The sequence below is a fragment of the Croceitalea rosinachiae genome, assembly GCF_031846445.1.
GTDB classification, from domain to species: Bacteria; Bacteroidota; Bacteroidia; order Flavobacteriales; family Flavobacteriaceae; genus Croceitalea; species Croceitalea rosinachiae.
The window spans coordinates 884,818-902,394 of the sequence record NZ_JAVRHR010000002.1 but is presented as its reverse complement, the minus strand read 5'-3'; the positions used below and the strand labels follow the sequence as shown (position 1 = coordinate 902,394).

Below are 17,577 nucleotides of genomic sequence, written 5' to 3'. Positions count from 1 at the left end.
TGTCTACTTTTTACTTTTAAAATGAGCAAAAAAGCTTAAGATAATTGCCAAACTAGAAACTATGGTCATTACCGTTCCTGGGACAAAATTTACATAACCTCCTAAGTCCACAAAAAGGAAATACCCTAAATCGGCTAGCCCGCCTGTTATTGCAGCTAGAAAAATTGCATTCTTATTTCCTTTCCAAATAAAAAAGGCACTGATGAATGTTACAATGCCAATCCAAAATAAGTTGAAACCATGTTGCCCAATAATTGCTCCGGCAGCATTTGGATAATCCATTTGAAGTGTTGCTGGGTCTAACGCATCGGCAATTCCCGCAATAGAAGAAGCAATGTCACCTGATAATATAAAGTTCATGGTAAGTACGCCGGCCAGAATATGTACTAATCCCCATATAATCCATAATACTGCAGAAATTTTGAATAGAATCGATAAGTTTTTCATAGTGGTTGATTTTAAATTGAATTTTGGAATAATTGAATTTTCTTGTTCAATTCTTCCTTCAAATTGCCGTTGATAAGTTCTCCGTTTTGAAAATTTGTATGAAAGTTTGGTAATGAAAATTTTGTAATCATATTACCTCCAAAATGGGGCATTAAATTGACCATAATGTTTAAGACATTTGCACCGCCCCGACCTCCAGGGGAAACTGCCATCAAAAACATTGGTTTGTTTGACCAGAATTTCATGTCAAGCCTGGAGGTCCAATCCCATAAGTTTTTAAAAGCCGCTGTAGGCAAGCCGTTATATTCTGCTAATGACAATACTATGGCATCTGCTGATTGTATAAGGTCCTTAAAATACTTAGCGTTCTCTGGGATGCCAGCTTCGATTTCTAGATCTGGACTATACAGTGGCAATATTAAATTATCCCAATTTAGAGAGATTACAACCGTATTTTCCATTCTATTTGCAACATAGGTCGCAAATAGTGTGTTTATGGATTTCTTGCTGTTGCTGCAACCTATGGCTAGCACTTTTTTCATTATGATACGGGTTTAAGACTTAACACCATAAATGTCTAGAATTAAAATAGCCTGTGCATTAATCTATGTTAAGAGCAACATGCGATTTTATTCTATTTCTCCATTTTCTGATAACAATATCGCGACTGCTCTAGTACTCTTAAATTGTGAGAATACGATAATCATCACTACGGTAATAGGAACACTCAATAACATACCTGTTATCCCCCAAATTTGCCCCCAAACCACTAATGCAATAATGGTAACCAAAGGACTTATATTTAAAGAACTGCCCATTATCTTAGGTTCAAGTACGTTCCCAATAAACCATTGGACAAGGCCCAGGCCGATAAGAATGATTATAAAAGGCGTAAATTCCCCAAACTGGATCAAGCTAAAAAATGCTGGAAAAATAGTGGCGATTAACGATCCAATTGTTGGAATGTAATTAAGTAAAAACATTAACAAAGCCCAAAAGAATGGGGCATCGACATCCATAAGAGCTAAAAATATATAACCAACCAATCCTGTTAGTAAGCTTACCAAAGTCTTCAAACCAATATAGTCGCTAATACTTTTATAAATTTTATTTAGAATATCTATTACACGTTCAAAATCCTCAGTTCTATTAAATATTTTTTTGAGTTTGTTTAAAAAGCTGGTCTCCTCAGAAATGATAAACATGGCATATAATAGTACCATAACAATATCTCCAAATATTCCTGAGATTGAGTCGGCAATAGTTTGTAATAGAGAGCTAAAATCAAAATCTTTCAATTTTTCAGTAAGATTTTGGTAAACATCAATATGGAAAATATCATTCAATTTATTAACAATAGTGTCGATATTACTTTGGTAACTAGGATAGGCCTCAATTAACGTATCAACACTTGAACTTATGATTCCAGCTATTAATGATATTGTAATTATGATAAACACAAAGATTATAGAACTGATCAACCAACTGGGGAGATACTTCTTAAAAAGAGGAATTTTATACGCTAAATTTTTAAAATATCGCCCTAAGAACCATAATGCTACACCATAAGCAAAGGGTATAATTATGTTCTTGGCCATTATCAATAGGGCAATTATGCCACCTATGCCAATTACCAAGAATGCTAATTTTTTCATGTGAATTAATTTTGTGAATTTTTAAGATGATTTTTTATTATCGAATTTAATATTGGAGCAAAAAGAAGTATTACACTTAGTATAAGAATTTGATACATGTTTATTTCAATAAATATCAGTACAATATAAATACAGGAAATTATCAACAAACCGCCAGTATTATTGTTCAAATATTTTGAAGTTTCAGAATGTTCATCAACAACCCTATACAAAATGGCAATACAAAGAACGATTATGACCATTGATCCTAAAAACAGATAATGCACATTTGCACTAAGGTCTTTGTTGGAATACTTTATAATATATAAAATTGATGCTCCAATACTTGTTATACTTGCTGTAAGTGGTAGATGCAAGTAGTACCAAAAAATGAAATTAGCACCTCCTTTTTTAGGTTTTCTGTGAGAAATAAAGTCATAGTAAAGCCACCAGATACCAATTGCCAATAATATGCCCAGCAGACAAAGAATGGCGACTTTAGTATTGAATTCAACATGACTAGAACCGGAAACTGCAGAAGTGATTATTTCTCCTAAGACAATTATGTTAAAAAGTCCAAAGCGCTCTACAAGCGCAGCACTAGCTTGAGGAAATTCGTGAATGTTCATTTTTTTAGAAAAAAATGAAAAGATGTACATGAAAGTAGGCGCTAAAAATGAAATAGTAATTGTAGCAAACCATAACCGATGATTTAATGGTGATTTCACGAATAATGAAGTACATAAAAGCCCAATATTTATAGCCAATAATGAGGCATATAAATTTGAAAATATTTTTGTTTTTTTCTCATGGTAACCAACTCTCAACCAAAGAAATAATAGTATGACTAAAAGAGAGATTGCCGAAATAGTAAATCCAATAGCCCCTTTGTGGAATGCTTCACTTGCAAATACGGCCATCCCGACGACAGAAATCATTTGGAGAAATGTAAAAACTCTTGTTCTAATATCGTTGTTGCCATATAAGTCATGATACAACGATCCATTAAGCCAATACCACCAAATCATTGTGAAAAGGAAAATAAACTTGAATGACCCATGCATGGTTAGCTCATCTGTTAATGCGTGGGAAAGCTGCGCTATCAATGCAACGTATACAAGGTCATAAAACAACTCTAAGAATGATACCTGTCTATGTTCTTCTAGAGCGGAACTTTGTTTAGGTTTTTTCCACCAAGTACGGATGGAATTCGATTTTTTATTCACCTAGTGAAAATCAGAAAATAATGGCAGATAAAAATTAACCTTGATTAAGAAAAAGGGGTTCAAAAAATAATTTAATGCAAGAAAGTATTAGCTCCTTTTTATTTTGCTTAAAGCTTCTGGAGTGATTCCGAGATAGGATGCAATCATTTTTTGGGGAATTCTTTGCGCTATTTTAGGATAGGTTTTAATAAAATCTTCATAGCGATCTTTTGCAGAAACACTCATCAACATGATTACTCTTTTTTGCAACATTCCTATACAGTGCAAAAAAAATTCTTTCGTAGGATCATTTTCGCTATCATCTTTATTAGATACTAATAATTCAGACTCTTCAAGGGCATCAATGTAAAATTCACATGGGGTTTTTGGTAAATTACTTTCACCAATAGTCCAACCTTCTGAGCCAAAAAGAAGAATATGCTCTTTACCGTTCGTTCCCATGGAATACATGCGTAGAACCCCTTTTTGAATTTTATAGATGTAGCTGTTTACATCACCCAATGATTGCAGTATTTCTCCTTTTCTTACAGTAATTTTTTTCAAAATAAGCTAATGAAGTTTTGTTGAAAATAAGGATTTTAATTTGACAAACACATTAACCTAGATTAAGAGTAGTTTATTTGTTAAATCTGTAGCGCCAACCAATCTCCCACTTCACTTGTTTTATAAGCTTTGCCTCCTTCAGCTAAATCTTCAGTAACATAGCCTTCCGCCAATGATTTATTGACAACATCCCTTATGGCTTTGGCCTCGTTGTGCAAATCAAATGCAGTTTCAAACATCATGGCAGCCGATAAAACCGTTGCCAAAGGGTTTGCAATATCTTTTCCTGCCGCTTGTGGGTAAGAACCGTGGATAGGTTCAAATAATGATGTTTTTTCTCCTAAAGATGCGGAAGGCATTAATCCCATTGAGCCTGATATAACGGAAGCCTCATCAGTAAGAATATCACCGAAAAGGTTTTCTGTAATCAAAACATCATATTCATTGGGCCATTGCACCAAACGCATGGCTACAGCATCCACAAATTCATAAGAAACGGTCACCTCAGGATAATCTTTTTCCATTGCCTGTACGGTTTCTCTCCACAAACGAGAAGATTCCAATACATTGGCTTTATCTACACAGCAAAGCTTCTTACCCCTCGTCATTGCCGCCTCGAAACCTTTCTTGGCTAAACGCTGAATTTCAAAACGCTGATAGGTCATGGTATCAAAAGCAGTATCTCCATTGTCTTTTCTACCTCTTTCGCCAAAGTAAACACCACTTGTCAATTCACGAAAAAACACTAAATCGGTACCTTCGATGCGTTCACGCTTTAGCGGAGATTTATCAATTAATGAAGGAAATGTAAAGGTTGGCCGCACATTGGCGAACAGGCCCAATTTTTGGCGCATTTTTAATAGACCTTGCTCAGGTCGAACCTTTGCAGAAGGATCATTATCAAAACGAGGGTGACCAATCGCGCCAAATAAAACAGCATCCGCAGCCTCGCAAATGGCATGGGTTTCATTGGGATAAGGTTCCCCAACAGCATCAATCGCAGCCGCTCCTGTTAAAGCCGGAGTCCAATTAATTTCATGTCCGAATTTGATTGCGACCGCATCGGTAATTTTAACAGCTTGGGCTATAACTTCAGGTCCTATGCCATCTCCTGCCAATAAGGCGATATTCATTTCCATAAAAATATATTGAGTATTATTTAAATTATATTGAGCATCTTTTCAGTTGCTTTTATTGCAGATACCGTTTGGTCCGAGTCTAGTCCGGTAGTAACAAAATCATTCTTATCTGTTTTCCAAGTTATCATGGTCTCGCATAGGGCGTCAGAATTGCTACCGGGTGGTATTCGCACTGCATAATCAACTAATGCAGGTAATTTGACTTTAAGCCTTTTATATACCTTATTCAATGCATTCATGAAGGCATCAAATTGACCATCACCTTGAGCGTTTTCTTCAAAGGTTTTTCCATCTACTTCCATTGAAAGGGTGGTAGAGGGTTGTAGCCCTTTGGCGTGCGTAAGTACATACGATTTTATAAATACTTTTTGCTGAAAAGAACTGCTATCTAGAACATCGGAAATGATATAAGGTAAATCTTCTTTAGTGACGCGCTCTTTTTTATCACCCAATTCAATTATACGCGCTGTCACCTTTTTAAGTTCATCATTATTTAAAGTTAAGCCCAGCTCTTGCAAATTCTTTTGAATATTAGCTTTGCCGGACATTTTTCCTAAGGCATATTTCCGCTTTCTACCGAAACGTTCCGGCATTAAATCACTAAAGTATAAATTGTGCTTACTATCCCCATCTGCATGAATTCCAGCTGTTTGTGTAAATACGTTATCTCCAACTATTGGTTTATTGGCGGGAATCCCAAATCCAGTAAACGCCGAAACCAATTTACTTACTTTATACAAAGAAGATTCATTTACTGAAGTAGTTACTTCTGGCAAAAAATCATTAATTACCGCTATAGCACTTGCCAATGGAGCATTCCCGGCCCGTTCACCCATGCCATTAACGGTGAGGTGAAGCCCATGACATCCTGCCTTCACGGCCTCCATGACATTAGCAACCCCTAAATCATAATCGTTATGACCATGAAAGTCAAAATGAACATATGGGTATCGCTTAATAATTTTATCAAGAAAATCGAAGGTTTCCGTATGGGTAATTACTCCTAAGGTATCCGGTAAAAGTATTCTTTTGATAGGTTGCTCAGCCAGAAAATCTAAAAATTGAAATACATAGTCTTCAGAATTTCGCATGCCATTGCTCCAATCTTCCAGATAAACATTGGTATCTATTCCCGCTTCATTGCCCAAGTCAATGACATTTCTAATTTCAGAAAAATGCTGTTCAGGAGTTTTTTTTAATTGATGGGTCAAATGGTTCAAAGATCCCTTTGCTAGTAGGTTTTGTACTTTGGCACCTGCCTTTTTCATCCAATCAATTGAAGTACCACCATCAACAAAAGTCAGCACTTCAATTTTAGCAATACAATTGTTCTCAATCGCCCAGTCGGTAATCTGTTTTACAGCATTGAACTCGCCCTCAGAAACTCTGGCAGATGCAATTTCAATGCGATCTACTTTGAGTTCATCGAGCAATAACTTTGCAAGGGTAAGCTTCTCAGAGGCCGTAAAAGAAACTCCTGAGGTTTGTTCACCATCCCTAAGGGTGGTATCCATAATTTCAATGGTTCTCGCCATTTTTAATAGTTAGAAAGGTCTGTTTTCAGCAAAGGTTTTGATATCTTCTTTAACGTTCAATAAATAGTCGATATCATCAAAACCGTTGGTCATATTATCTTTCTTATATTCATTGATTCCGAAAGTTTCGAATTCACCTGTGGCTAAAATTTTAATAGTTTGCTCTTGTAAATTGACCTCAAACTTTGTTTTTGGGTCGGCTTCTATAGCTATAAAAATCTTGTCAAGAAACTCGGGACTGATTTGTACGGGAAGTACTCCTATATTTAGGCAATTTCCTCGGAAAATATCAGCAAAAAAGCTAGAAACTACGCAGCGAAAACCATAGTCATAAACGGCCCAAGCAGCGTGCTCTCTAGAAGAACCCGAACCAAAATTTTTGCCGCCTACTAGTATTTTGCCGCTATAAATTGTGTTGTTCAGCACGAATTGTTCTTTTGGTGTGTTGTCTGAATTATAACGCCAATCTCTAAATAAGTTATCACCAAAACCTTTACGCTCCGTTGCTTTTAGGAATCGAGCAGGAATAATTTGATCCGTATCCACATTTTCGATTGGTAATGGAACTGCAGTGCTTTTTAATATGTTGAATTTATCGTATGCCATTTTAATAGTTGTAAGTATTAAGTCTTAAGCGATTTCCATTTCCATTAATTCCCTTGGATCTGTTACTTTTCCAGTAACTGCCGCTGCCGCTGCAACCAAAGGACTTGCAAGCAGTGTTCTTGCCCCAGGTCCTTGGCGACCTTCAAAGTTTCTATTTGAAGTGCTCACTGCATATTTACCAGCAGGTATTTTATCATCATTCATAGCTAAACACGCAGAACAACCTGGTTCACGCAGTTCAAATCCTGCTTCATTTAAAACTTCTAGAAGCCCCTCTTCTTTAATGGCGTCTTCAACTCGATGTGACCCTGGGACTAACCAGGCGGTCACATTATCTGCTTTTTTTCTTCCTTTTACAATAGATGCGAAAGCCCTAAAATCTTCTATTCTACCATTGGTACAGCTTCCTAAGAAGACAAAATCTATTTGCTTTCCCTTGATATCTTCGCCTTCATTGAAATCCATATAAGCTAAAGATTTTTTATAAGTGGCTACACCACCTTCAACAGCTTCTGCCATTGGAATGCCATTGGAGATTCCGGTTCCCATACCAGGATTGGTTCCATAAGTTATCATTGGTTCGATATCAGCGGCCTCAAAGGCTAATTCTTTATCAAATTCAGCATTGTCATCAGAATATAAAGTTTCCCAATATGCCATGGCCTTATTCCATGCTTCTCCTTTTGGTGTAAACTCACGTCCTTTTACATAGTCAAATGTTTTTTCATCAGGTGCGATCATACCGCCACGAGCGCCCATTTCTATGCTAAGGTTACAAACGGTCATACGGCCTTCCATACTCATATTTTTGAATACATCCCCAGCATATTCAACAAAATAACCAGTGGCCCCAGAAGTTGTCAATTTCGAAATAATATAAAGGGCTACGTCTTTAGGGGTCACCCCAAAACTTAATTGTCCATTAATTGTAATGCGCATGCTCTTTGGTTTTGGTTGCATAATACATTGTGTTGCCAATACCATCTCAACTTCTGAGGTTCCGATTCCGAAAGCAATGGCGCCAAAGGCACCATGAGTCGAAGTATGTGAGTCACCACAAACTATTGTAGCACCAGGCAGGGTTATACCATTTTCCGGACCAATAACATGAACGATACCGTTCTTTTCATGACCAAGACCCCAATACGGAATACCATGTTCAGCTGCATTTTTTTCTAAAGCTTTAAGCTGATTTGCAGATAAAGGGTCTGCAACTGGTAAATGTTGGTTAATGGTTGGGGTGTTGTGATCCGCTGTTGCAAATGTTTTTTCAGGATGTAAAACAGGAATGTTCCTGTTCTTAAGACCCAAAAATGCAACTGGGCTAGTTACTTCATGAACCAAGTGGCGGTCAATAAAGAACACATCTGGACCATTATTGATTTTTTTCACCACATGGGAATCCCAAACCTTATCAAAGAGTGTATTACTCATGGATTAATCTTTTCGAATTTAACAAGCAAATGTAAAAATTGTAGACCTTTCAGAGGCTATAACAGATATGTGAAATTACGATGTTCAAGCTTATATCAAAACAATTATCTGATTGCTGTACATAGATTAAAATCATTTTTTTCTATTCACTAAATAGTTAGGGCCAAAAGCCTAACCCAATAAAAATGAATGTTTTTAACAGTAATATTACTCATTTAACACAATGATAACGAATTACGGACAGCACTATGAATACTTTTAATCACAACCTAAAATTTTTAGCAACAATAAAAACAGACAAATGAAAAAATGTTACACAAGAACTGCATTATTATTTCTTTTTGCAGTTTTAAGTTTTGCAACCAACAGTTTTGCACAATTGGATTTGCCCAGAGGAAGTCAGATGGCAACGGTATCGCAACGCATTGGTATTACCGATGTTGAAATTATTTACTCGAGACCTAGCGTAAATGACAGAGAAATATGGGGTGCTCTAGTACCTTACGGAATGAATAATCTTGGTTTTGGCACGGCAAAAGAATCGCCTTGGAGAGCCGGAGCTAATGAGAATACCATTTTTAAAACTACGCATGATGTTACTATTGGTGGTCAAGTGTTGCCTGCAGGTAAGTACGGTCTTCATATGGTCATCAATGAAGATAATTCGGGTAGCGTCATTTTTTCAAGCAATTCAGGAGCTTGGGGAAGTTATTTTTATGAACCATCTGAAGACATATTAAAAGTTGACGTTACCGCCAAAGAAATTGCCCATGTTGAGCAGTTACGTTTTGAATTTAACGATGTAGATGCTTCATCGGCGGTGGCTTCATTAAATTGGGAGAAAAAGCAGATTCCCTTTAAAATTGAGGTACCGGTATCGGATTTGGTTTTAGCAGATATAAGGTCAAAATTACAATCTCAACCCGGATTTAATCGTCAGTCTTGGGAACAAGCGGCCAATTATGCCTTAAACAACGGTGGTCAGCTTGATGAGGCTCTGGGATGGATTGATGCTGCAATAGCCGGCCAATTTTTTAGTCAGAAGAACTTCAATAATTTGAGCATTAAGGCACAAATTTTAATGAAACAAGGTAAGATGAACGAAGCACTGGCCATAATGGATGAAGCCATGCCCATGGGAACTGTTTTTCAAGTACATGGTTATGGACGGCAATTAATCGGTGCTGGTCAAAAAGAAAAAGCTTTGGAAGTTTTTAAGTGGAATGCCAAAAAATTTAAAGGGCAATGGCCTGTTGATTATGGGCTGTCCAGAGGATATTCTGCGGTAGGAAACTACAAAAGTGCCTTAAAACATATAAAAGTTGCTGAAGGAAGGGCCCCGGACCAAGTAAATAAAAATGCTATTGCCTCCAATATTGAAAAATTGAACGCGGGAACGGATATTAACTAATTCTCATTTACAAGCTAGAATTTGAACGCCCAGCTTAAGCTGGGCGTTTGTGTTATTGAACGCTAAACTCAAGCGTAGTTACAGTTTTTTTTTCTGTTCCAATTTTTTTCAAATCAGAATCAAAGAGGTTTTTAAGATTATTGCCAGCTAAATCTTCTAAAATAGGATTTACCCCAAGTTTATAGACTCCCTTTTTCCAAAAATGATTAGGCTCAAATAGTATGGTCTTATCGGTATTTGATAGTTTAAGATTTCCTGAGAGTGGTGTATCTCCTTTGAACAATTTGATGCATTCCAGGGCAAGAACTGGATCCAAGGCATCATGGAAATCTATTTTTAGAGGACTTTTAGTATTCTCCAAAGGTGCAGTTATCTTCCAATTAGTTAAATCCGGACTTTTACCGTCTTTACCAACTATCTTGAGGGTTTTTGAATAGGACTGTGCTAAAGGGAAACCAGTAGCAGATTTCCAATTTTTATCAATGGTTATGGTATAGACATGACCTTGCTTTAGTGGAAGTCCTTTTTCTTTGTTTGGAATAAGGTCGGTTTTTATCCTTCCTGGATCAAACCAGAGGGTCAATCTCGTATGCTTTTTGTCCCATAGCTCGGTCTCTAAATCTAAAAAAGGATGTACCTCTATATTATCCGTTTTATCAAAGACAGTAATAAAGTCCAAAGGACTGCCTATATGTTGCATAGGGTGTGAAAATACCATATACATTTTAAGAATGTTCACAGGTACAGTATCCATTCTTGGGTAAATGACCAATAGCTCTGGTTTTTTACTAATCGCTCTAGTTTTAACTTTAAAGTGAGCAATTTGTTTTCCGTAACGTGCGATACCAAATTGATTACCATCTGAAAAAGGAATGGCAGGGGTAAAAATGATCTGTCCCTCTTTTTTGGCGAAATTCCCTAGAATAGGAGTATCCGCATTATTAAGATGATAAACATTAATTTGCTTAGCATCCCAATCACTTTTAAATAAAACTCGAACGGCCTTACCATTTTCATATTCTAAAATAGGGTCGACCATTATTTTGGTGTCCCTACATCCAAGAAAAATAAAGACAACACAAAAGAAGACCAAGCAGCTCTTGATTTTTTGTAAGTTATTTATAAGACGGATTACATCCATTTTGTACTGCGACTTCTTAGCAGCACATCACCATCAGCCGTACGTTGCACATACAGCACATTTTCATTATCAAGTAAATCCATTTGTAATACGTGGGGAAAGGGAAGATTATCATAGGGCACCCCAGTAGCAACAGCAAATTCTTCAACAGGTTCCGTTAATGTTTCTTTGAAATTGGCGATGTCTGAATAATCGAATCGCATCACTGGGCGATTGTTATTGGACATTAAAAAGTATTTTTCGCCTTCCTTTTCATATGATATCATATCGAGCGGCGAGTTCCCAGCACCCAATTCCGCAACGGTACGCCCTTTTTGATGTACTCCTTCTGTCAGCTCGCCCATGGGGAAAAGAACCAAGGGGGTACAAGTATAGCTGGCCATTAAATAATCGGTTCCCTCTAGGGTGATAACATCAAAAGTTTTAATTGGGGCGTGGGTTTCGAAGGCCCCGTGGGCAGCATGCCAAATTTCAAGGGAAGCAGCCATTTGGCTTTCAGAAAAAGGAAATGGAATGCTTCTGAACGTTGAGGCAAATTCTTTGTTGGAAAGTCCCGAAACCATAACTTTTCCATTGTGATATTTTAGGTCAGAAATTGACCAAATACGTTGTGGTCTTTCCCATTTATCTTTTACGTCTTCACCGATTGGGTCATTAATCTTAATTTCTGAATAACTTATTGCTTTTAGCGATATATTTTCAAGGTTTTCACCATTCAACCGAAGCACAACGGGAGTTCCGTCAATAGTACTGATCGAAAAATAGGGCATTTTCGATATGGGATTAACAACCATATCCATAATCTTGATGTCATCTACCGTGGTACCCAATGAAGCAGCAATTTTCTTATCAAAACCTTCAATTCTAATTTCACCACCTTTTTCTTTTATTGCCTTGTCTTGAGTGTCCAAAGCATAAATGGTGGCTTTTTTTGAATCTCCTATAAATAAAATTCCTTCTGGGCCAAAACTCATGCTATTAATAGAACTTATTTCTGGATTCCCATAAGTAAAATCAGCTGTTAATGCTACGGTATCCTTTTCGATTGCTGCAGAAATACCTAGTGCTGCCATAGCAGCTATACCTAAGACAAATAGAAATTTTTTCATGATGGTCTGTTTTAATTTCAAAATATTCTCTTTTTAGAAACTATACCGTTAAAAAAGAGGAATTAACCTAATTTTAACGAGTGAAAGTACATTTATATACTTTTGAATTCAATTCTAGAAAATATTATTGCCTTTTAACTAATATACCCCCAAATCGCTTTATCCTTAACCAAGTTGGTATAGGCTTTTCTAATAACTTGGTGTTGGGGCAATTCTAATTTTGGGTCAGCTTTTAAAAGTTGTATGGCGTAATATCGGGCTGATTTTAAAATATGATTGTCTTTCACGATATCGGCAATTTTTAGATTGAGCAATCCACTTTGCTTGGTACCCATTAAATCGCCTGGACCACGTAATTTTAAATCGACTTCGGCGATTTCAAAACCATCATTTGTTCTGACCATTGTCTCTAAGCGGGTTTTGGAATCATTAGACAATTTATGACTGGTCATGAGAATACAAAAGCTTTGTTCCGCTCCACGACCAACACGCCCCCTCAGCTGGTGCAATTGTGATAATCCAAAACGTTCAGCACTTTCAATAATCATTACTGAGGCATTGGGCACATTGACTCCAACTTCAATAACAGTAGTGGCAACCATTATTTGTGTTTCGCCTCTAACAAAACGTTCCATTTCATAATCTTTGTCCCTAGGTTTCATTTTACCATGAACAATAGATATTTGATAATCGGGTAAAGGAAATTCACGAGCAATACTTTCGTACCCATCCATTAAATCTTTATAATCTAAAGCTTCAGATTCTTGAATTAAGGGGTAAACGATATAAATCTGCCGGCCTTTTTTGATTTCATCCTTTATAAAACGAAATACCTTTAAACGATTAGCATCATAACGATGTACCGTTTTAATGGATTTACGTCCTGGAGGAAGTTCATCAATAACAGAGATGTCCAAATCACCATAAAGGCTCATAGCCAAAGTTCTTGGAATTGGAGTGGCAGTCATTACCAAAATATGGGGCGGGATGGAGTTTTTATGCCACAATTTGGATCGTTGGGCCACCCCAAAACGATGTTGCTCATCAATGACTGCCAACCCAAGATTCTTAAACTGAACTTTATCCTCAAGAACGGCATGGGTACCAACCAAAATATTTAAGTTACCATTTTCAAGTTGGTTATGTAAAAACGTACGTTCTGACTTTTTTGTGGAACCTGTGAGTAAAGCAATTTTTATAGGCATGCCTTGTACTAAATCTTTAAGTCCATTATAGTGCTGTTGCGCCAAAATCTCTGTCGGCGCCATAAGACATGCCTGATAATCATTGTCAATGGCCAATAGCATGCACATTAGGGCCACAATGGTTTTCCCTGAACCTACATCACCTTGTAATAATCGATTCATTTGAGCACTGCTGCCCATATCATTTCGAATCTCTTTGATGACTCTTTTTTGAGCATTCGTTAGCTCAAAAGGGAGGTGGTTTTTAAAAAAAATATTGAAATATTCACCTACTTGGTCAAAGGGTAGTCCTTTTATTTTATGTTTTCGGATTGCTTTTTTATTCAACAACTGTAGCTGTACAAAAAACAATTCCTCAAATTTTAATCGAAACTGAGCTTTGGTCAAAAGCTCTTGGCTTTTAGGAAAGTGTATGTTTAGCAGTGCATCCACTTTAGAAATGAGTTTTAACTCATCCAATAAGGCTTTTGAAAAGGTTTCTTCAAAGTCTGCCTTGGTCTCTATAAATAGTTGCTGAATCAATTTAGAAATGACCTTATTGGTTATCCCTGAATTACTAAGCTTTTCTGTTGATGGATATATGGGTTGCATGTTTATTTTAAGCCCCGCTTGATGCTCTGTTAAGAGTTCCATTTCTGGGTGGGGCATTGAAAAGCTACTACTATACTTATTTATTCTTCCAAAAACCACATAAAACTCATTGAGTTTTATATTTTCTCGAATCCATTTTTGACTTCTGAACCAAACCAAGTCCAACTGACCGGTATCATCCACAAAAGTTGCCACCAAGCGTTTTCCTCTTTTCTGTTCTACGGTTTTTAAATGAATGATTTTTCCAGTTATCTGAACATCAGCACCGCTATCTCTTAGCTGATTAATTTTATAGTATTGGGTTTTATCCAAATACCGATTCGGAAATAGTTGCAGTAAGTCTCCAAAAGTTTCCATGCCCAACTCTGACTTCAGGGTTTCGGCTCTATTTGGGCCGACTCCTTTCAAGTAAACTAAAGGTGTTTGAAGATAATTGGGATTCATCAGACTAAAATATGTAATTTGGATTGACTTTTGATAGTTTAGCTTTTATGAGAATCCTACTTATTGTTGTTTTATCTATTTTCTCACTTTGCGCCCAAAAGAAACCCAAAGTAAGTTTTGTAAAAATAGATATGGAAATTCTGCCAATTTTAGAATCAAAAGAAATTTTTGGTAAAGGCACCTATGATTTTGAGATAAAAACCAAGGTAGATTCTATTTTCATCGATGCAGTAGATATGACTTTTTTATACGTTGCTTTGAATGGAAGGGAAATCGAATATTCTAATTCGGGAAAGCGATTAGGTTTTGAGGCTCCGCCTACAATTGGTAACCATCAACTGTTTTTAAGATTTGTTGCTAAACCTAAACAGACAGTCTATTTTGTTAGATCAGATTCTGAACCCCTTTCGCATCAAGTTTGGACACAGGGACAGGGCAAATACACCAGTCATTGGCTACCCAGTTTTGATGATATGAATGAAAAAATTGAGCTGGATCTTACCATTTTAGCTGATCAAAAATACACAGTTATTGCCAATGGCAAACTCAAAGGAAAGTTTGTAGAAGATGGTCTTGCTGAGTGGAAATTTGATATGCTTGACCCTATGAGCAGCTACCTCTCCGCTTTTGTCATCGGGGATTATAACAAAAAGGTTTTGAAATCATCTTCAGGCATACCAATAGAACTGTATTACGAACCCAAAGACAGTTCTAAAGTGGAACCTACCTATCGATATACCAAAGAAATTTTTGATTTTTTAGAAAAAGAGATAGGCTTTAGTTATCCATGGCAGAATTATAAACAAATTCCAGTAAAAGATTTTTTATATGCGGGAATGGAGAATACTGGAACTACAATTTTTTCGAATCAATATATGATTGATTCCACTGCTTTTGTAGATAAGAACTATGTAAACGTGAATGCACATGAAATGGCGCATCAGTGGTTCGGTAATTTAGTTACTGAAGAAAGTGGCAAACATCATTGGCTTCATGAAGGTTTTGCTACCTATTACGCCTATTTGACAGAACAACATTTATTTGGTGATGATTATTTTTATTGGAAACTCTATAAAACAGCAAAGACGCTGTACAACCTCTCTGAAAATGGAGATGGAGAAGCGTTGACCAACCCAAATGCGAATAGTTTGACTTTTTATGAAAAAGGAGCATGGGCCTTAGTATTACTTAAAGATAAAGTAGGGGAGGAAGCTTTTAAGAAAGGAGTTGAGACTTACCTTAAAAAGTACCAATTCAAAAATGTAACTATCGCCGATTTCATTGCGGAGTTGGAATTGGTATCAAACAAAGATTTAACTAATTACCGCAAGAAATGGCTAGAATCTGAAACATTTCCTTGGGATGAGGTGAAAATTTTTCTTATGTCAAAGAACCCTTCTATTCGAATGTTTTTTGTAGAAAAACATAGAGAATCGTTTTCCTTAGATTTTTTAAAAGAAGAATCACCTGTTGAGTACAAATTGAATTTGATAAATAATTTTAAGGATAAGTATTCTGAATCAGATTACAAAATATTACTTGCCGATGGGGAACCAAAAATTAGACAGAAGGCAATTCAACTTCTTGTAAATATCCCTGATCTTCTTAAAAAAGATGTGGAACTACTTTTAAACGAAGGAAGTTATTTGACGAGAGAATTTGCTTTGTACAATCTTTGGGTATCATTTCCAAAAAGCAGAATTGCTTATCTTGAGAAAACTAGAGAAATGGTAGGATTGCCCAATAAGAATTTGCGTTTGTTGTGGTTGACCTTAGCTTTGGTTACTCCTGAATACGACCCTGAAAAGAAACAAGAGTATTATCGAGAATTGAATGGGTATACCCAACCTCAAAATCATTTTGAAGTACGCCAGTTGGCTTTTCAATATTTGAATCAAATAATGGCATTAAGTGATGAATCTCTCTATAGCCTTATTGAAGCCTGTCAGCATCATGTTTGGCAGTTCAAAAAGTCTTCAAGGAATTTATTGCGAGAGTTAGTTAAAGATGAAAAACTTAAAGAAAGACTTTTGAACATTTCAAGTTCATTAACTTTAGAGCAAAGAAATACATTGAATAAATTGATAAATCAATGAGAGCATTGGTTATTTCAGGTGGTGGTAGTAAGGGTGCATTTGCTGGTGGTGTTGCCCAATTCTTAATTCAAGAAGCAGCTTATAAATATGATATTTTTGTTGGCACTTCCACAGGCAGTCTCTTGATTTCCCATTTGGCTTTAGGTAAGATTGATAAAATCAAAGACATATATTCAAACGTCAACCAGAAAACTATTTTTAATAATTGTCCTTTTATCATTAAAAAAAAGCATGGCTCTGACATTATATCCATGAATCACTGGAATATTTTGAAAAACTTTTTAAAAGGAAAAAAGACTTTTGGTGAGAGTGAGAACTTAAGAAGTCTGATTAGAGAGAGTATTACCATTAACGAGTTTGAAGAATTAAAAAATGGCCCTTTAGATATTACCGTTACGGTTTCCAATCTTTCTCTGAATCAAGTAGAATATAAATCTATTAATGACTGCACCTATGATGAATATTGTGATTGGATATGGATTTCATCTAATTATACACCGTTCATGAGCTTGGTTCGAAAGAATGGCTGTGAATATGCCGATGGCGGATTAGGCAGTTTAGTGCCAATTGAAGAAGCAATAAACAGAGGGGCTACAGAAGTTGATGTTGTGGTATTGCATACTGAAGTCAGTTATTACAATCGAATGCCTTCTCGCAATCCTTTTGAACTCATCACTACTATAATTGGGTTTATTTTAGACCGAATCGAACACCAAAACATACGTGTTGGAAAATTAGTGGCAAACCAAAAAAATGCGATTATTAACCTTTATTACACGCCAACAATATTAACAACAAACTCCTTGATTTTCAATAAGGAAAAAATGACGCGTTGGTGGAAAAGAGGCTATTTATATGCTAAAAATAAAAATACTGAGAGTATGCCTATAGAACCTGATTTACAGGAGTAAAATAAAATTCAAGCTCAAGTTTCAAATTCAAAATTAATATGAAACTATGGGGTTTAACATGTGTTTTTCAATATGCTGACAACTACATTTACCCAGATAATAAAT

General features: G+C 36.3%; 15 protein-coding genes. 3 read left to right on the top strand and 12 right to left on the bottom strand.

All coding sequences use genetic code 11. The annotated features are described in order from the left end of the window. Window positions 1–3: 3 nt before the first annotated feature. The 9 genes from RM706_RS11795 to leuC form a co-directional block, all read right to left on the bottom strand. Window positions 4–447, bottom strand: a complete 444-nt coding sequence (locus tag RM706_RS11795) for a hypothetical protein (RefSeq protein WP_311351719.1) — start codon at window positions 445–447, stop codon at window positions 4–6. 11 nt (window positions 448–458) lie between these two features. Next, window positions 459–989: an NADPH-dependent FMN reductase gene (locus RM706_RS11790; RefSeq protein WP_311351717.1), complete on the bottom strand. Its 531-nt coding sequence runs from the start codon at window positions 987–989 to the stop codon at window positions 459–461. An 87-nt stretch (window positions 990–1,076) separates the two neighbouring features. Continuing rightward, window positions 1,077–2,102, bottom strand: a complete 1,026-nt coding sequence (locus tag RM706_RS11785; protein ID WP_311351715.1) for an AI-2E family transporter — start codon at window positions 2,100–2,102, stop codon at window positions 1,077–1,079. A 5-nt stretch (window positions 2,103–2,107) separates the two neighbouring features. Then, complete coding sequence (locus RM706_RS11780) at window positions 2,108–3,307, bottom strand: low temperature requirement protein A (protein WP_311351713.1); 1,200 nt, start codon at window positions 3,305–3,307, stop codon at window positions 2,108–2,110. Between the two features lie 87 nt (window positions 3,308–3,394). Continuing rightward, window positions 3,395–3,850, bottom strand: a complete 456-nt coding sequence (locus RM706_RS11775; RefSeq protein WP_311351712.1) for a Crp/Fnr family transcriptional regulator — start codon at window positions 3,848–3,850, stop codon at window positions 3,395–3,397. An 80-nt stretch (window positions 3,851–3,930) separates the two neighbouring features. Further along, on the bottom strand, window positions 3,931–4,989 hold the full coding sequence (gene leuB, locus RM706_RS11770; RefSeq protein ID WP_311351710.1) for a 3-isopropylmalate dehydrogenase: 1,059 nt from the start codon (window positions 4,987–4,989) through the stop codon (window positions 3,931–3,933). A 20-nt stretch (window positions 4,990–5,009) separates the two neighbouring features. Beyond that, window positions 5,010–6,524 carry an alpha-isopropylmalate synthase regulatory domain-containing protein gene (locus tag RM706_RS11765; protein ID WP_311351708.1) on the bottom strand — a complete coding sequence of 505 codons (1,515 nt, stop codon included), beginning with the start codon at window positions 6,522–6,524 and terminating at the stop codon, window positions 5,010–5,012. Between the two features lie 9 nt (window positions 6,525–6,533). Further along, window positions 6,534–7,130: a 3-isopropylmalate dehydratase small subunit gene (leuD, locus tag RM706_RS11760; protein WP_311351706.1), complete on the bottom strand. Its 597-nt coding sequence runs from the start codon at window positions 7,128–7,130 to the stop codon at window positions 6,534–6,536. A 24-nt stretch (window positions 7,131–7,154) separates the two neighbouring features. Beyond that, on the bottom strand, window positions 7,155–8,564 hold the full coding sequence (leuC, locus tag RM706_RS11755; protein WP_311351704.1) for a 3-isopropylmalate dehydratase large subunit: 1,410 nt from the start codon (window positions 8,562–8,564) through the stop codon (window positions 7,155–7,157). A 301-nt stretch (window positions 8,565–8,865) separates the two neighbouring features. Between leuC and RM706_RS11750 the strand changes: the two genes are divergently transcribed. Continuing rightward, complete coding sequence (locus RM706_RS11750) at window positions 8,866–9,975, top strand: DUF2911 domain-containing protein (RefSeq protein ID WP_311351702.1); 1,110 nt, start codon at window positions 8,866–8,868, stop codon at window positions 9,973–9,975. Window positions 9,976–10,027: 52 nt separating this feature from the next. Here the strand turns inward: RM706_RS11750 and RM706_RS11745 are convergent, their stop codons facing one another. The 3 genes from RM706_RS11745 to recG form a co-directional block, all read right to left on the bottom strand. Further along, window positions 10,028–11,014: a hypothetical protein gene (locus tag RM706_RS11745; protein ID WP_311351700.1), complete on the bottom strand. Its 987-nt coding sequence runs from the start codon at window positions 11,012–11,014 to the stop codon at window positions 10,028–10,030. 92 nt (window positions 11,015–11,106) lie between these two features. Continuing rightward, window positions 11,107–12,225, bottom strand: coding sequence for a hypothetical protein (locus RM706_RS11740; protein ID WP_311351697.1), 1,119 nt, complete (start codon window positions 12,223–12,225; stop codon window positions 11,107–11,109). A 134-nt stretch (window positions 12,226–12,359) separates the two neighbouring features. Beyond that, entirely contained in the window at window positions 12,360–14,465 is a 2,106-nt protein-coding gene (gene recG / locus RM706_RS11735) for an ATP-dependent DNA helicase RecG (protein ID WP_311351695.1), read from the bottom strand. A 47-nt stretch (window positions 14,466–14,512) separates the two neighbouring features. Between recG and RM706_RS11730 the strand changes: the two genes are divergently transcribed. Further along, a complete protein-coding gene (locus tag RM706_RS11730; protein ID WP_311351693.1) occupies window positions 14,513–16,561 on the top strand; it encodes a M1 family metallopeptidase in 2,049 nt (682 codons plus the stop codon). Continuing rightward, window positions 16,558–17,472, top strand: a complete 915-nt coding sequence (locus RM706_RS11725) for a patatin-like phospholipase family protein (protein ID WP_311351691.1) — start codon at window positions 16,558–16,560, stop codon at window positions 17,470–17,472. Before RM706_RS11730 ends, RM706_RS11725 begins: the two co-directional genes overlap by 4 nt. Window positions 17,473–17,577 lie beyond the last annotated feature (105 nt).

Bases quoted from the DNA above. Each gene is read 5' to 3' on its own strand.
- RM706_RS11795 (WP_311351719.1), bottom strand. From the start codon at position 447: ATGAAAAACTTATCGATTCTATTCAAAATTTCTGCAGTATTATGGATT.
- RM706_RS11790 (WP_311351717.1), bottom strand. From the start codon at position 989: ATGAAAAAAGTGCTAGCCATAGGTTGCAGCAACAGCAAGAAATCCATA.
- RM706_RS11785 (WP_311351715.1), bottom strand. From the start codon at position 2,102: ATGAAAAAATTAGCATTCTTGGTAATTGGCATAGGTGGCATAATTGCC.
- leuB (WP_311351710.1), bottom strand. From the start codon at position 4,989: ATGGAAATGAATATCGCCTTATTGGCAGGAGATGGCATAGGACCTGAA.
- RM706_RS11765 (WP_311351708.1), bottom strand. From the start codon at position 6,524: ATGGCGAGAACCATTGAAATTATGGATACCACCCTTAGGGATGGTGAA.
- leuD (WP_311351706.1), bottom strand. From the start codon at position 7,130: ATGGCATACGATAAATTCAACATATTAAAAAGCACTGCAGTTCCATTA.
- leuC (WP_311351704.1), bottom strand. From the start codon at position 8,564: ATGAGTAATACACTCTTTGATAAGGTTTGGGATTCCCATGTGGTGAAA.
- RM706_RS11750 (WP_311351702.1), top strand. From the start codon at position 8,866: ATGAAAAAATGTTACACAAGAACTGCATTATTATTTCTTTTTGCAGTT.
- RM706_RS11745 (WP_311351700.1), bottom strand. From the start codon at position 11,014: ATGGTCGACCCTATTTTAGAATATGAAAATGGTAAGGCCGTTCGAGTT.
- RM706_RS11740 (WP_311351697.1), bottom strand. From the start codon at position 12,225: ATGAAAAAATTTCTATTTGTCTTAGGTATAGCTGCTATGGCAGCACTA.
- recG (WP_311351695.1), bottom strand. From the start codon at position 14,465: ATGAATCCCAATTATCTTCAAACACCTTTAGTTTACTTGAAAGGAGTC.
- RM706_RS11730 (WP_311351693.1), top strand. From the start codon at position 14,513: ATGAGAATCCTACTTATTGTTGTTTTATCTATTTTCTCACTTTGCGCC.
- RM706_RS11725 (WP_311351691.1), top strand. From the start codon at position 16,558: ATGAGAGCATTGGTTATTTCAGGTGGTGGTAGTAAGGGTGCATTTGCT.